This is a genomic window from Pseudoduganella buxea, assembly GCF_009720835.1.
GTDB classification, from domain to species: Bacteria; Pseudomonadota; Gammaproteobacteria; order Burkholderiales; family Burkholderiaceae_D; genus Rugamonas; species Rugamonas buxea.
The window spans coordinates 19,334-33,446 of record NZ_WNKZ01000073.1 but is presented as its reverse complement, the minus strand read 5'-3'; the positions used below and the strand labels follow the sequence as shown (position 1 = coordinate 33,446).

At 67.8% G+C, this 14,113-nt stretch carries 11 protein-coding genes and 3 tRNA genes; 5 read left to right on the top strand and 9 right to left on the bottom strand.

Annotated elements, in window-relative coordinates; all coding sequences use genetic code 11:
* The first annotated feature begins 273 nt into the window (after positions 1–273).
* Positions 274–975: a hypothetical protein gene (locus GM672_RS20755; RefSeq protein WP_155472441.1), complete on the top strand. Its 702-nt coding sequence runs from the start codon at positions 274–276 to the stop codon at positions 973–975.
* Positions 976–1,114: 139 nt separating this feature from the next.
* On the opposite strand, the gene GM672_RS20750 is transcribed toward GM672_RS20755, so the two are convergent.
* On the bottom strand, positions 1,115–1,861 hold the full coding sequence (locus GM672_RS20750) for an alpha/beta fold hydrolase (protein ID WP_155472440.1): 747 nt from the start codon (positions 1,859–1,861) through the stop codon (positions 1,115–1,117).
* An 85-nt stretch (positions 1,862–1,946) separates the two neighbouring features.
* On the opposite strand from GM672_RS20750, the gene GM672_RS20745 reads away from it, so the two are divergent.
* The gene (locus GM672_RS20745) at positions 1,947–2,498 is read left to right on the top strand and encodes a type 1 glutamine amidotransferase domain-containing protein (RefSeq protein WP_155472439.1); all 552 of its coding nucleotides are present in this window, start codon (positions 1,947–1,949) and stop codon (positions 2,496–2,498) included.
* Positions 2,499–2,510: 12 nt separating this feature from the next.
* Here the strand turns inward: GM672_RS20745 and GM672_RS20740 are convergent, their stop codons facing one another.
* The 7 genes from GM672_RS20740 to GM672_RS20710 all read right to left on the bottom strand — a co-directional run bounded on the left by GM672_RS20740 (position 2,511) and on the right by GM672_RS20710 (position 8,090).
* Positions 2,511–2,987: a hypothetical protein gene (locus GM672_RS20740; protein WP_155472438.1), complete on the bottom strand. Its 477-nt coding sequence runs from the start codon at positions 2,985–2,987 to the stop codon at positions 2,511–2,513.
* A 22-nt stretch (positions 2,988–3,009) separates the two neighbouring features.
* The gene (locus GM672_RS20735) at positions 3,010–3,255 is read right to left on the bottom strand and encodes a hypothetical protein (protein ID WP_155472437.1); all 246 of its coding nucleotides are present in this window, start codon (positions 3,253–3,255) and stop codon (positions 3,010–3,012) included.
* A 78-nt stretch (positions 3,256–3,333) separates the two neighbouring features.
* Positions 3,334–3,409: transfer RNA gene (locus tag GM672_RS20730), tRNA-Asn, on the bottom strand.
* A gap of 241 nt (positions 3,410–3,650) precedes the next feature.
* Positions 3,651–5,852, bottom strand: coding sequence for a TonB-dependent receptor (locus GM672_RS20725; protein WP_155472436.1), 2,202 nt, complete (start codon positions 5,850–5,852; stop codon positions 3,651–3,653).
* A gap of 207 nt (positions 5,853–6,059) precedes the next feature.
* Positions 6,060–6,135, bottom strand: a tRNA-Asn gene (locus GM672_RS20720).
* Positions 6,136–6,194: 59 nt separating this feature from the next.
* Entirely contained in the window at positions 6,195–6,983 is a 789-nt protein-coding gene (locus GM672_RS20715; protein WP_155472435.1) for a LytR/AlgR family response regulator transcription factor, read from the bottom strand.
* A 12-nt stretch (positions 6,984–6,995) separates the two neighbouring features.
* On the bottom strand, positions 6,996–8,090 hold the full coding sequence (locus GM672_RS20710; protein ID WP_170300171.1) for a sensor histidine kinase: 1,095 nt from the start codon (positions 8,088–8,090) through the stop codon (positions 6,996–6,998).
* A gap of 250 nt (positions 8,091–8,340) precedes the next feature.
* Between GM672_RS20710 and GM672_RS28420 the strand changes: the two genes are divergently transcribed.
* The 3 genes from GM672_RS28420 (at position 8,341) to GM672_RS20700 (ending at position 13,926) form a co-directional block, all read left to right on the top strand.
* Positions 8,341–10,035 carry a hypothetical protein gene (locus GM672_RS28420; protein ID WP_170300170.1) on the top strand — a complete coding sequence of 565 codons (1,695 nt, stop codon included), beginning with the start codon at positions 8,341–8,343 and terminating at the stop codon, positions 10,033–10,035.
* Positions 10,036–10,046: 11 nt separating this feature from the next.
* Positions 10,047–13,298 carry a trypsin-like peptidase domain-containing protein gene (locus tag GM672_RS20705; RefSeq protein WP_170300169.1) on the top strand — a complete coding sequence of 1,084 codons (3,252 nt, stop codon included), beginning with the start codon at positions 10,047–10,049 and terminating at the stop codon, positions 13,296–13,298.
* A 304-nt stretch (positions 13,299–13,602) separates the two neighbouring features.
* Positions 13,603–13,926, top strand: a complete 324-nt coding sequence (locus GM672_RS20700) for a hypothetical protein (protein WP_155472432.1) — start codon at positions 13,603–13,605, stop codon at positions 13,924–13,926.
* 80 nt (positions 13,927–14,006) lie between these two features.
* Here the strand turns inward: GM672_RS20700 and GM672_RS20695 are convergent.
* Positions 14,007–14,082, bottom strand: a tRNA-Asn gene (locus GM672_RS20695).
* Positions 14,083–14,113: the final 31 nt, after the last annotated feature.

Here is a 14,113-nt window from a genome sequence, read left to right as displayed (position 1 = left end):
CGTCCTGCCGCGCCCCCGTGAGGCGCCGCGCCAGGCGCCGGGCCGCGCCCACGGTGGCGCCCCACACGACCTCGCGCCCGGCCGGAAAAAACGCGAGCCAGCCACCCAGGCAGGTGGCGGCGAACAGGAAAAACATGGAAATGAGAAACATCATGCGCTCCGTCAAAGTGAACCGCCGCCGGCCGCGCCACACTGGCTTCCGGCAACATTGCCCTATCGTAATGCGCAGCGGGACCCGCCCGGGTCGCCTACATCAAGCTTTGGGAGAACAACGTGGATATAAAGCGGCAGACGGCAACAGTGGGCGGCTACGGCATCCTGGCGAGCCTGGACCGGGAGGCCAGCCTGGCGGGGAGGATCGGCGGCGGTGGCACCCGGTCGGGCGTGGCGCGCGGCATCGCCGTCAATCTCAATGGCGGCATCCTGGGTGCCATCGCCGTCGCCGTCGCGCTGGTACTGCTGCTGGGATGGTGGCTGTTCGGCGGCACGACGCCCGTGCTGAAGGCAGAACCTAAAATGGTGTGGCAGGCGCCCGTGGCGGAACCGGCGCTGCCGGCCGCAGGGGCCGCACCTGCCACACCGGCTGCACCGGCCATATCGGCGGACTCACCCGCCGCCATCGTCAACGAACCGGACCTGGGAAGGGTGCCCGTCAAGGCACCGGTGCCTGCCCCCCGCGTCGTCGCCCATGCCGCGCAGCCCGTGCGTGCGCGCGTGAAGACGGCCGTGCGCGCGGCCACCGTGCCCGTGCTGGCGGCGGCGCCCGTGACCGACAGCGACGTCGCGCTGCTGACGGCCATCGTCGCCCACGCCAACGGCCTGGCGGCCGCACGCGATATCGTCGAGGCGCGGGTGGCCGAGAGCACGGAATCGCTGCTGCAGCGCTGCGGCAAGGTCGGTGGCGAGGAAGGCCGCCTGTGCCGCGCCCGCATCTGCACCAGCCGCAATGCCGACGCGGCCTGCCGCGGCTTCTAGGAAGCTGATTGATTGCTGGTGGACGAGATTGGTCCTGAAAAACGTGTTCAGCAAGACGCAAGCGCCCTGTCATACCGGGGCGCAGCTGGGCGCGTTTTCTCAGGGCTAGCATCGCCACCATGAATGAATCAGCGGTTCCTCAGCCCACGAAGGCGCGGATCAGTTCCGTGACGAGCGCGCCCTGGTCCTGCTGGGGCGAGTGGCCGCAGCCTTCCAGCATGCGCACCCGGGCCTGTTGCGCGCCGGCGGCGATGGCATCGAGCTGCGCCACCGTGCCGTACTGGTCGGCGCTGCCCTGCAAGGCCAGCACGGGGCAGGCAATCGACGGCAGCAGGTAGCGGATGTCCCAATGGGCGAACGCGGGCCACAGCCACGTGTCGGCCCAGGCCCGGAAGATCGTGTCCGTCTTGTCGCCATGATGGCGGGCCAGGCCGCGCAGCTTGCCTTCGGCATAGGCCCCCCGCGCCGCGCGGATGCCGGCCAGGGTTACTTCCTCGACGATCACATGGGCCGCCAAGGTGACGATGCCGCGCAGCCCGGCCGGCTGTTCGGCGGCGTGGATCAGCGCGATACTGCCGCCATCGGAATGCCCGACCAGCAGGTAGTCGCGGCCCGCCACGTGCCGCGCCAGCACGGCCGGCAATTCTTCGAAGGCGTAATGGTGCAGGTAGTGCACCGTGCGTGCGTGACGCAGCGCCGGCGAACGGCCATATCCGCGCCGGTCGTAGACCAGCCCCGCGCAGCCGGTGGCGGCGCACACCCGGGCGGGAAAGTCGCGCCACTGCGTCGTGCTGCCCAGGCCTTCGTGCAGGAATACCAGCAAGGGCCGCGTGGGGTCGCCGTCGATGGTTTCGGTGTACAGCTCGCCGGTCTCGTCCTGCCTCATCGATCCTCCAATGTTCGTGCGCGCACGGCGCGCCCCGCGCCATTTTGGCATGCTTGGGCTTCTCACAACATCAATGGAGAAAACCATGGCACAAGCATTGAACGGCAAGAAGGTGGCGGTACTGATGACGGACGGCGTGGAGCAGGTCGAATACACGGGCCCGCGCGAATTCCTGGAAGGGCAAGGCGCCCAGGTGACCTTGATCTCGCCAAAGGACAAGGGCGAGCAGGTGCAGGGCTTCAATCACATGGACGCGGGCGACAGGTTCACCGTGGAGCTGGGCCTGGCCGACGCCAGTCAGGGCGACTTCGACGCGCTGGTGCTGCCTGGCGGCGTGTCGAACCCGGACCAGCTGCGCCTGTCGAAAGAAGCGATCGCCTTCATCGCGGCGTTCGCCAAGGCGGACAAGCCGATCGCCGCCATCTGCCACGGCCCATGGACCCTGATCGACGCCGGCATCGCCAGGGGCAAGCGCATGACGAGCTGGCCGACCCTGTCGACGGACCTGCGCAACGCGGGCGCCCAATGGAGCGACGAAGAGGTGGTGGTGGACGGCAAGCTGGTGACGAGCAGGAAGCCTGACGATATTCCTGCGTTTAACCGGGCGATTGCCAGGCTGCTGGGCGCGGCCGGATAAGGCACGCCGGCGTTATCGCCGCGCCGCTTCGATCTGCGCGGCCGCTTCGCTCGGGACCGTGGCGCTGCGGCGCCGCATGGCGGTGGCGACGCCGTCAGGTCCAGTACAGGTGAGGACAGCTTCAGTCGCCGCGTGGACGCAGGCGATCGCGATGCGCGCCATCTTCGCCGCCTGCCGACCGCCGCCAGGCAGGAACGGCTGCAACGTCAGCATGTCGCCATCGCCGGTGGCACGCACGGGGAAGCCAATGACGGCGCGCGGCGCCGGCTTGTCCGCAGCGCCGCCGTCGATCCGTTGAGACGCCGGCGTCGAACCGGCCATCAGGCCGAAGCCATCGGGCTGCAAGTGCAGCTCGGTTTGCCCGGCCGTCCCCGCGTGGAGCGATGCGGCCGAGCCCCAAGTGCCGGCAAGGTGCGGCACGATGACGTCGGCCGCGCCGGCACTCAAGTGCGAAAGGGCGGCAAGCGCCAGCAGGATGGCGCGCTTCACGGCGCCCTGCCGCCCTGGCATGTCACTGCCCCACGCAGATAATCTTCGTCACGTACTCATGGGCCGCCTTCTTCTTCGCGGCCCACGCGATCACTTCCTGCGCCTGGGCCACCGTCATAATGGTGGCCTTTTCCTTGTTCTTGATAAAGGAGACGCCTTCGAACACGCCCTCCTTGCTGCGCATGACCTTGGCAAACACGGGCGGCGCCTTGTCGCCACCGCTGGTTTTGTTCTGCTGCACGAGGTAGCGCTGGTCGATACTGTCCATATTGTCGTTCACGTAAAAGGGCGTTGAAATGCAAAAAGCCCAACCATGAAGGCTGGGCTTTCCGATACTACCAAGTTCTGGCTCCCCGACCTGGACTCGAACCAGGGACCTGCGGATTAACAGTCCGTCGCTCTACCGACTGAGCTATCAGGGAAAAGAGGCCGTATTATAGGCAGGCCGTTTCAAACTGTCCAGGGGGCATCAAAACTTTTTTGCCCGGCCACCACCACCAACGATTGATGCAAACGGCCCAGGGCTAGGCGCGGGCCCGCAGACAGTGCACCTGCACGGCAAGGGCCCGCAACAACGCCCTGGGGCGTTTTCATCGATCCACCACCAACGATTGATGCAAACGGCCCAGGGCAAGGTTCAGCCCCGGGCCGCACGATCAGACGTTAGAACGAACCCTTGACCTGCACACCCCACTGCCGCGGCTCATTGATAAAGCCCGTCAGGTTGTTGAAGTCGATGGCGCCCGTGATGCGCTGCTGGTCCGTGATGTTGCGGCCGAAGACGGCCACTTCGTACTTGCCGCCCTGCCAGTTGTAGCCCACGCGCAGGCCGCCTTCCGTCAGGGGCTTGCCGGTGAATTCGGCCGCTTCGTACAGGAAGAAGTTGACCTTGCTGCGGTAGGACCAGTCGGTCAGCACGAACAGGTTACCCTCGGCCAGCGGCCAGTTGTAGCGGGCCGACAGGTTGACGATCCACTTCGGTGCCTGCGGCAGCGCGTTGCCGTCGATGACGACGCGGCCGGCGGCGTTGATCGGGTCCGTCACGGTGCACTGGGCGCACTTGTTCACGGACAGCGACGGGTCGCGGATTTCCGTGAAGTTGTAGCTGGTGCTGGCGGCCAGCTTGAAGTCCGGCGTCACGAAGCCTTCGATTTCCGCTTCGATGCCGCGGCCCTTGGTCTTGGCGGCGTTGATCAGCTTCGTCACGTTCGAATCGCCGCCGACGACCGTCAGCTGCTGGTTCTTGACGTCGTAGTCGTAGACGGAGAACGAGGCGCGGGCGCGGCGGTTCAGCAGGTCGGCCTTGATACCGGCTTCATAGGACGTGATGGTCTCGGCGTCGGCCACGGTGATCGGCACGGAGGCCGACGGTGCCGCGATGGACGGGGCGCGGAAGCCCGTGGCCACGCGGGCGTACAGCGACACGTCCTGGTTCAGCGCATAGGTGCCGGACAGGTCCCAGTTCGCCTTGTGCTTGCTGGTGCTGACGGACGACGGGCCGATCAGGGTCACGTTGGACGCTTCCAGGGTGGCGAAGTCCTTCTTGTCGTTCGTGTAGCGCAGGCCGCCGCGCAGCGTGAAGGCGTCGGTGACGGCGTAGTTGACGGAGCCGAACGCGGCCCAGGCCTTGTTCTGCTGGTTGCTGACGACGCGGCTGGTACGGGCGCCCAGCACGTTGTAGTTGTCGCTGCCGCCGGTGGCATCTTCGTCGAAGTAGTAGACGCCGGCCTGCCAGCTGACAGGGCCTGCCTTCTTCGATTCGACGCGGAACTCCTGCGAGTACTGCTTCAGGTCCGGCAGCACGGAGGCCGTCTCGACCTGGAAGGGAATGAAGCCGGGACCGTTTGCGGGCGTGCCGCCGTCGATGTCGCCGCGGCTGTTGTAGCTGGCGATGGTTTCATAGCCCGTGATCGAGTACAGCTTGACGGCGCCCAGGTCCCACGACAGGCGCACGTTGGCGCCGCGCGTCGTCAGGTTCTGGTAGTTCTGGCCGTTCGTATAGATATTCTCGGCGTCGAAGCCGTCCACCAGCTGGTTCGTGCCCTTCCTGATGATATTGGCGCGGAACAGGCGCGAGCTGCCGGCGGCGGTGCGCTGGTGGATATTGAACAGCGCATTGAAGGTGCCGTTCGGCTGGTACAGGAACTGCACGCGCTCGGCGTGTTCGTTATAGCCTTCCAGCGAATCGGGTTCCTTCGTGAAGGCGTTCGAGACGTAGTCGTCGCGGTGCTGGCGCAGCATCGACACGCGCATGGCCCACTCGTTCGACAGGGGGATATTGGCCGCGCCTTCGACGTTGACGGTGCCGTGCGTGGCCTGCGAGAAGTTGTAGTAGCCTTCCACGCCCTTCAGGCTTGGCTTGGCCGATTCGAACTTGACGACGCCGGCCGGCGTGTTACGGCCGAACAGCGTGCCTTGCGGGCCGCGCAGCACTTCCACGCCCGCCAGGTCGAACATGGGGAAACCCTTCAGGATCGGGTTTTCCTGCACCACGTCGTCATAGATCAGCGAAACGGGTTGCGACGCGAAGATGGAGAAGTCGGCATTGCCGTAGCCGCGGATGTAGAAGCGGGGGAACACGCGGCCCGTCGACGATTCGATGTTCAGGCTCGGCACCTTGCCGGACAGGACGCGGATGTCCTGGCCGCCGGACAGGATCACGTCCAGCTTTTCGTTCTGCAGGGTCGAGACCGACACCGGCACTTCCTTGATGTTTTCCGTGCGGCGCTGGGCCGTCACGGTCACGGTTTCAAGTTGGCCGCTGGCGGCCTGCGTCGTTGCCTGGGTGGCTTCCTGCGCCATCGCGGCCATCGGCACCATGGCCGTCAGAGCGAGCAGACGCTTGTGCATCTTGGAGAGTTTCATCTATTGCCTTCCTGGGTTTAAAGAAAAAGGTATACAACGTCGTCTCCGCTCTTGTGCCGGGTGCGGTCTTGCCGCGCGCCGCTCGTGGCAGCGCCGTGTCGCCCATGTCTCGTGGTGCGCACGCTCCGATTCTTGTGGCTTCGGTAATGCAGGTTTCCAATGCGCCGGATATGAAAAAGCCGCGTCATAAACGCGGCTTTAGGATTCTGGCTCCCCGACCTGGACTCGAACCAGGGACCTGCGGATTAACAGTCCGTCGCTCTACCGACTGAGCTATCAGGGAAAAGAGGCCGCATTATATACGGCCGTGGCGCCGTCAACAATAGTAATTTTTATCCATCGTTACATCTGGCGGAAAAGGTGGGCATACAGGGGGCTGACGCGCAGCCGTTCCGGCCGGTGGCGGATCTGCAGCGCCACCTTGCCGGCCTCGTCGCGGTGGGCCGCCAGCACGCTGCCGGCGTTGACGATGGTGCTCCTGTGCACCTGCCAGAACTGCTTGTCGTCCAGCTGGGGCAGCAGCTCCTTCAGGGTGGTACGGATCAGCGCTTCGCCGTCGGCCGTGACGACGTTGACGTATTTGTCCAGCGCCTCGAAGTACAGCACGTCGCCGATGGGGATCATGCGCACGGTATTGCCCACGGCCGCCCGGATCAGGCCCAGCCGCTCGGCCGCCGGCGCCGGCTGGGCCAGCGCGCGCAGCTGGGCCATCAGCGCGTCCATGCCCTGCCCCTCGCCGCCTTTCTGCCTGTCCTTCAGCCGGTCCTTGAGCCGCGCCACCGTTCGGCCCAGGCGCTCGTCGCTGACGGGTTTCAGCACATAGTCGGCGGCAGCGTTGTCGAAGGCTTGCACGGCGTAGTCGTCGTAGGCCGTGACGAACACCACCTGCGGAAACGCCTGCGGCCCCTGCCACGCTTCGGCCAGCTCCTCGGCCGCCTCCAGTCCCGTCTTGCCGGGCATCTTGATGTCGAGGAAGAGCACGTCCGGCTTCAACGCCAAGGCCTGCTCCAGCGCGGCCTGGCCATGGCCGCAGGTGGCGACGATGGCCAGCTCCGGCCACAGGCGGTTCAAGGTCGCGGCCAGCGTGGCAGCGAGGATGGGTTCGTCTTCGGCGATCAGGGCAGTCGTCATGGTTCTCTTCTCTTATATGGGCAAGGTGACGCACGCCAGGGTGCCTCCGCCGGGAGCGTCCGTCAACGTCACGCCGGCCCGTTCGCCGAACAGGGCATGCAGGCGCTCGCGCGTGTTGGCCAGGCCGACGCCCGTGCCCTGCTTGCCGGGGCCGGCGTCAAGCCCCCGTCCGGTGTCGGTGATACACAGCACCAGTTTGTCGCCGTCGCGCCGGGCGGACACGGCTACGTGGCCGCCGTCGATGGTGGGCTCCAGGCCGTGGGCGATGGCGTTTTCCACCAGCGGCTGCAGCAGCATCGGCGGCAGCGCCACGCCGCGCAACGGGTCCGGCAGGTCGAAGGCATACGTCAGCCGCGAGCCCATCCGCACGCCCATCAGGCCCAGGTAGGCGTCCAGCAGTGCGAACTCCTGGGCCAGCGTGGTTTCCTGTGCGCGCGACGAGGACAGGGTGCCGCGCAGGAACTGGATCAGCTGGTCGAGCATCTTCTGCGCCCGGGCCGGATCGAGGGCGATCAGGCCCTGCAGGTTGGCCAGCGTGTTGAACAGCATATGGGGCTCGATCTGTGCCTGCAGCAGTTGCAGTTGCGCCTGCACGGCCTGGCGCGCCGTCGCCTCGGCCCGCGCCTTTTCCTCGGCCGCGGCCGCCTCGGCCCGCATTACCCGGTCGCGGCTGGCGAAGACGAGGCTGACGCCGCCCGTGGCCAGCAGGGTGAACAGCAGCATGCCCGTGGTGCGTGTCGTGCCCAAGGTGTGCAGCCCGGACAGTTCCAGTCCCAGGATCTGCCCGGCCAGCCGCGCCCCCAGGATCTGCCCGGCCGCGACGCCCAGCGCGATCAGGCCGCCGAAGGCCAGCCAGGGCGGGCGCCGGCCCTCGCCCCACACGGCCAGCCGCACGCCGTCGATGATCGTGAAGGCAATCGTGCCGATGCAGGCGGAGATGACCAGGTTGACCCAGAAGCCGGTGCCGTTGCCGAAGGCATAGGTAATGATCAGCGCGCAGATGATGCCCAGCGCGACCATGTACAGCGCGTCGCTGCCGAAGCGGCGCCACGGAAAGCCACGGCGGGGCGATGGCAGGGCTGCGGGTGCGGTGAGGGAGTCGGGCATGGTCGTCGTCGGCAATGTCGGCATGGGGAGACGCCATTCTCCCGTGCCCTTGCCATGACTGCAACAGCGTCGTGACGAAACGGGGAAACGGGGCCCTGAAGGCGGTCGCCGGCGGCGCGAAACCGCCCGTCTACGGCTCAGTTCGCTCTAGCGTTGCGTCCGCGCAAATCCATCCCCCCTTTGATCTGACGCAGTTCAAGCCGCTACCGGCGGACCTAACATTGGAGCTCCATCCCCGCTCGAGGTGCCCATGACGCCCCAGGAACTGGCCCGGCACGCACTGGTGCTACTGAAGCGGCAGCGCGAGGAGACTGCGCCGCCGCAGGAGCTCATTCTCGTTCATGCCGCCCCGCTGCAAGGGGCCGGCGGCGAGCCCTTGCATGAATTCACGGCCGTGGCGGCGGCCGAGCCGAACGGCCCGTCCTGGTCCATCGTGCTGGCCGGGGACGGCACGCCGCGCCAGCGCCCGCCTGGGCTGGACCCGCTGGCGCGGGCGTCCCGGCCAGTGCGCGCGGCCGCCCTGCCGCCCATCACCGTGCAGCCGGCCACCAATGTCCTGACGCTGAACCCGGGCGACATCGTCGACGAAACCATCACCGTCACCGTGCCCAGGAATGCGGGCCCGGCCAAGGCGGATATCTATTTCCTGGCCGATACCACCGGCTCGATGAGCCCCATCCTGGCCGCGGTGCAGGCCGGCAGCAACACGGTGCTGACGGCCCTGGCCGGCCTCGGGCTGGACCTCGCCTTCGGCGTGGGCAACTACAAGGACTTCGTCGGCGAAGGCGGCGCGGCCTTCACCCACCAGCTGGCGCCCACGGCCGTCGCGGCGGATGTGGCGGCGGCTTTCGCGGCCTGGGTGGCATCCGGCGGCGGCGACATCGCCGAGGCCCAGCTGTTCGCGCTGGAGCAGCTGGCCCAACCGCCCGGCGGCGGCATCGGCTGGCGTGCCGGCGCGCGCCGGATCATCGTGTGGATCGGCGACGCACCGGGTCATGACCCCGTCTGCACAGCGCTGTCCGGCCTGGGCGCGGCCGTCACGGAAGCGAGCGCCACGGCCGCGCTGGTGGCGCAGCAAATCGCCGTGCTGGCCATCTCGACGGCGACACCGGGGCTGGACGACGATCCCGTGCCCCACTCCGGGGATTACGCCGGCCCCTGCGGCGGCGTCGGCGGCGCGGCCGGCCAGGGCACGCGCATTGCCACGGCCACCGGCGGCAAGTTCGCCACGGGCATCGATCCCACCACCATCGTCACCACCATCATCGAGCTCGTCAAGGGTGCCGTGGGGGGCATCGCCAATGTCAAACTGGTACCGTCGGCGACCGTGGCCCCGTTCGTCGTATCGATCGCGCCGACGGCCGGCTACGGCCCGCTGGCCGGCGACAAGGAGCACGTCCTGAAATTCGAGGTCCGCCTGCGCGGCATCGACTGCAAGGCCGAGGACCAGCACGTCACCGGTACGCTCGACGTGGTGGCCGACGGCGTCGTCGTGGCGGCCAAGCAGGTGGCCATCACGGTGCCCGCATGCCGGCCCAGGACCGTGGCCTATTCCGTCAAGTTCGTGTGCGGCGTGCAGCCCGAAGCGTGCGGCTGCACGCCCGTCCGGCCGGGCCATTACGCCACCCTGATCAGCATCCACAACCACTCGCAGCGGCCCGTGACGGTGCGCAAGCGCGTGATCCCGCTGGTGCTGGCCGGCGCGCCGGTAGGGCGCGAACCCCGCTTCGCCGGCAGCCGCGCCGAGGACAGCATCGAGCTGCCGCCGCACACGGCAACCCTGGACGACTGCTGCCGCATCACCGAGCTGCTGTTCGGCGCCCACGTCGCGGCGCTGACCATCGGCCTGATGGAATTGACCGTGACGGGCGACGTCACCGTGACGGCCGTCTACACCACCGACCGCGCCATCGACGTGGTCCCCATTGCCGGCATCCCGGCCTGACAGGAGGGCCCATGTCCCATATCACAGGCATCGTCCAGGTACTGGGCGCGCCGCTTGCCATCGGCCCGGACAGCGGTGCACCGCCCACCTCTCCCGGCGTGTGGGAAGTGGCCTTCGCGCACACCCCCGCGCCGGACGGCACCAAGTTCGTCATGCTGCACTTCCAGGGCGTCAGCCTGCCTGGCGCCAACCAGCTGGAAGTGGACCTGGGTTACGACACGGACGTGTTCACGGCGGCCGATGGCGCCGCCTTCTGGACCCGGCCCATCAACGTGCACGCACTGGGCGCCACCATCCCCGTGCGCTACGTCGCGGCGGGCGCGCCGGCCGGCGGCGCCGAGATCGACCGCTATGGCCGGGGCGAACGGCATGCCGGCGGCCTCGATCCCACGGCCCTGTCGAACAGCGATCCCTTCCTGCCGGACCCCGTCTACACGGAACCCATCTACGACCCGTTCTGGTTCTGCACGCAGCCGCCGAACTGGGAAAACGTCGGCTGCATTCCCTCCGCGGACCTGCGCGCCCAGGTGGCCCGCAGCGTCGGCATGATCGTCACCATCCACCCGCCGGACACCTATTCGCCCGTCGAATACGTCTCCACCTGCACGGTAACCCTGGTCGACACGGACAAGGTGATCTCGGCCGGCCACTGCCATTCGCCCGACGAGGCGCTGACCAGTTCCGTCACCTTCGACTACGCCACCGATTGCGCCGGCAACCGGCCTGGCGGCTACGACGCCCGCTTCCACAAGGTGGCGGAAGCGCTCGAACGGCGCTACGACTCCGGCTACGACTACAGCCTGCTGCGACTGAAGACGGCGCCGCCCGGCATCGCGCCGATCCAGCTGCGGCATGACCTGCCAGGCGTGGGCGAACAGGTGTTCGGCATCCACCACCCGAACGGCGCCGTGAAGAAGATCTCGCTGCCCCATGCCTCGTTCGCCACCGTCACGGCCAGCAGCGCCATGGGCGTGCGCGTGCCCACCACCTTCCACGTCTCCGGCGGCAGCTCGGGCTCCGGCCTGTTCGACGCGGCCGGACGCATCGTCGGCGTGCTGTCGAACGGCGCCCCGTGCGCCGGCTCGCAACTGCTGTACTTCCCGACGGCGACAATCCTCACGGAAATCGCGCCGGCACCGCCACCGCCCGTCACGCGGGACGTGGTGCTGGTCATCGACCGCTCCGGCAGCATGGAGGAATCCGACGGCACGGGCCGGCGCAAGATCGACGCCGCCAAGGATGCCGTGTCGCTGTTCGTCCAGCTCGTGCAGGCCGATACGGGCAACCGCGCCGGCCTCGTGTCGTTCAGTACGACGGCCGGGGCACCCACCTTCGCCATCGCGGCCGTGACGAACCCGAACAAGAACGCGCTGATCGGCCCGGCGCCGTACGCGGGCGGGCTGGTCGGCACCTTGACGCCGGGCGGCGCCACCAGCATCGGCGGCGGGCTGGACGCGGCCCGGGGCCAGTTCCCCATGCCCGGTGCGAATCCCCGCGCCATCCTGCTGCTGACGGACGGGCTGCAGAACCGCGCGCCATGGATCGCCGACGTCGAGCCGTCGCTGGAAGGCATCGCCGTGCACGCCATCGGCCTGGGTTCGGATTCCAACCTGGACAGCACCTTGCTGAGCACCCTGGCAGCCGATCATGGCGGCCTGTTCACCCGCGCCAGCGGCGGCCTGGCGCTGCTGAAGTTCTTCTCCCAGGCCTTCGGCAACATCTTCGAGGCGGGCGTACTGCTGGATCCCGAATCGCACCTGCCGGCCGATCAGGATGCGCCACCCCTGTCGTTCCGCGTCTGCGGCGAGGAAAGCCTGACGGCCGTGGTGGGCTGGGACCGCACGGATGCCTTCCTCGTCGTGCGCCTGCGCACGCCGGCCGGCAACCTGGTGCTGCCGGGCGGCCCCGTCGAAACGGCCAACGGTCGCAACTGGACCTACCTGCGCGTGCCGCTCCCGGTCGCCACCGAACGCGACGGGCTGTGGCAGGTGGAAGTGCTGCGCCCGGGCGGCGGCGAATTCCCGCCGCCGGCGCCGGCACTGCGCTACTTCGTGTCCATCATCCCGTCCGGCGGCCCGCGCCTGCTGCGCGAACCCGAAGAGCGCGAACTGGCCGGCGCGCGCTTCTACACGGGCGACGACATTTCGCCCCTGCTGCGGGTGCGCCAGGCCAATGGCGACTGGCCGCACGAGGTGGCGATGACGTTGACGGTGTCGCGTCCGGATGCGGGCCTGGGCAACCTGCTGAGCGAGCACGGCCTGGGGCCGGAAAAAATCGTCGCCGGCGACGTGATCCCGGCGCGCCAGGCGACCCTGCAGGCGATCGAGAGCAACGGGCCGGCCATCCACTATATCGAGGAGCAGTTCGTCCTGAAGGAAGACCCGGCCAACACGCGGGGCAGTTTCGAGGCGGCCGGCTCGCTGGGCATCGCACTGCCCGGCTACCTGCGCATGGAAGGCCACTACACCTTCCACGCCCGCGCCACCTACGGCCACTGCGACGGCTCGCGCGAACTGGTGTGGACGATGCACGTCGACGTGGGCATCGACGCCGGCGCCACCACCGTCAGCACGACACCGCTGGGCACCGATCCCGACGGCAGGCAATGCCAGCGCATGACCTTCACGCCCCGCGACCGCTACGGCAACCGCTTCGGCCCCGGCCGGGCGGCGGGCATGGCCATCGCACCGCGACCGGGCTCGGTGCTGTCCAGCCCCGTGACGGACGTGGGCAACGGCAGCTACCGCATCGACCTGTGCTGGGACCTGGGTGCGGGCGAGCCGCCCGGCATCGTCATCGGCCAGCCTGGCCGGCCACCTGTCGTCGTCGGCCCCGCCGAGCGGCGCCTGTTCGTCTACAGCATCACCTTCGTCTGCGGCGAACAGAAGGATGCCTGCTGCGGCTGCGCTCCCATGCGGCCGGGCAGCTACGCCACGGAGATCAATGTCCACAACGTGCACGACACGGCCGCGCCCGTCCTGAAACGCATCATCCCGCTCGTGCTGGCGGGCGCCGTCATCGGCCGCGAACCGAAGGTGGCGACCATCCGCGCCCAGGACATCATCACCCTGCCGCCGCACACGGCAACGATGGACGACTGCTGCCGGCTGCAGGAGCTGCTGCTGGGCGCCCAGGCCGATGACGTGCCGCTGACGACGGGCATTCTGGAAATCATCAGCACGGTGGAGCTGGCCGTGACAGCCGTCTACACGCGCGAAGACGGCGCCATCGACGTGCGGCCCATTCCCGCACAGCGGCTGTGACGGGACGGCCGGGGTCACCGGGGTTGACGCTGCGGGGGCGCCGCTGGCTCTCCGAGGGCCGTTACCCGCGCCCGCCAGGCGGCGATGACATGCTTGCGATTGCCTTCCTGGCCGGGTTCGTGGGGTTTGAGTTTCAGCTTATGGGATGGCGTGGGACATATCGGCAAGTACGAGCCGCGCCGTTGCCGCCGCACATATCGATAGTAATCCCCAAAAGAAAAGGCGCTGTGCCCCGGTCGCAAGGAACTTGTTGGCTCGACCATTGTCATACCGTAAGTCGGCATAGGCCGAAGCGGAGGCGAGCTTGGAAATCGACGAGTACGCCGCAGTGCGGACGCAATGCCTGACCTGGCTCACGAGGCTGACCGGCGAACAGGGGGATGGGTTGCGCCGGCTGTTCGAACGTTGTGTCTCGCTGGCCGATTGCCTGGCCATCATCGAAGACCGCGGCGCGCGCATGCGCTGTTGCCCGCACTGCACAGGCGACAAGAACTGGCTGATCCGCTTTCATGGCGTGGCGAGTCGCTACCTGCCCCACTACCTGGGCTGGATACACGGGCTCGACTGTCGACACCTGAGTACGCCGCAGCAGTTTTTACGGGCTGCATTGTTCCCTGCGGGCACCTAGATGCTGTCCGGACAGTTCACTGCGACGGGGTGACAACGCCAAAGAAAAAAGCCACACAAAGTGTGGCTTCTTCAGAATTCTGGCTCCCCGACCTGGACTCGAACCAGGGACCTGCGGATTAACAGTCCGTCGCTCTACCGACTGAGCTATCAGGGATTAGAAGGCAGATTATATACGCTGGAAGCAA

Coding starts and splice junctions, on each gene's coding strand:
- GM672_RS20750 (WP_155472440.1), bottom strand. CDS start 1,861: ATGAGGCAGGACGAGACCGGCGAGCTGTACACCGAAACCATCGACGGC.
- GM672_RS20745 (WP_155472439.1), top strand. CDS start 1,947: ATGGCACAAGCATTGAACGGCAAGAAGGTGGCGGTACTGATGACGGAC.
- GM672_RS20735 (WP_155472437.1), bottom strand. CDS start 3,255: ATGGACAGTATCGACCAGCGCTACCTCGTGCAGCAGAACAAAACCAGC.
- GM672_RS20725 (WP_155472436.1), bottom strand. CDS start 5,852: ATGAAACTCTCCAAGATGCACAAGCGTCTGCTCGCTCTGACGGCCATG.
- GM672_RS20715 (WP_155472435.1), bottom strand. CDS start 6,983: ATGACGACTGCCCTGATCGCCGAAGACGAACCCATCCTCGCTGCCACG.
- GM672_RS20710 (WP_170300171.1), bottom strand. CDS start 8,090: ATGCCCGACTCCCTCACCGCACCCGCAGCCCTGCCATCGCCCCGCCGT.
- GM672_RS28420 (WP_170300170.1), top strand. CDS start 8,341: ATGACGCCCCAGGAACTGGCCCGGCACGCACTGGTGCTACTGAAGCGG.
- GM672_RS20705 (WP_170300169.1), top strand. CDS start 10,047: ATGTCCCATATCACAGGCATCGTCCAGGTACTGGGCGCGCCGCTTGCC.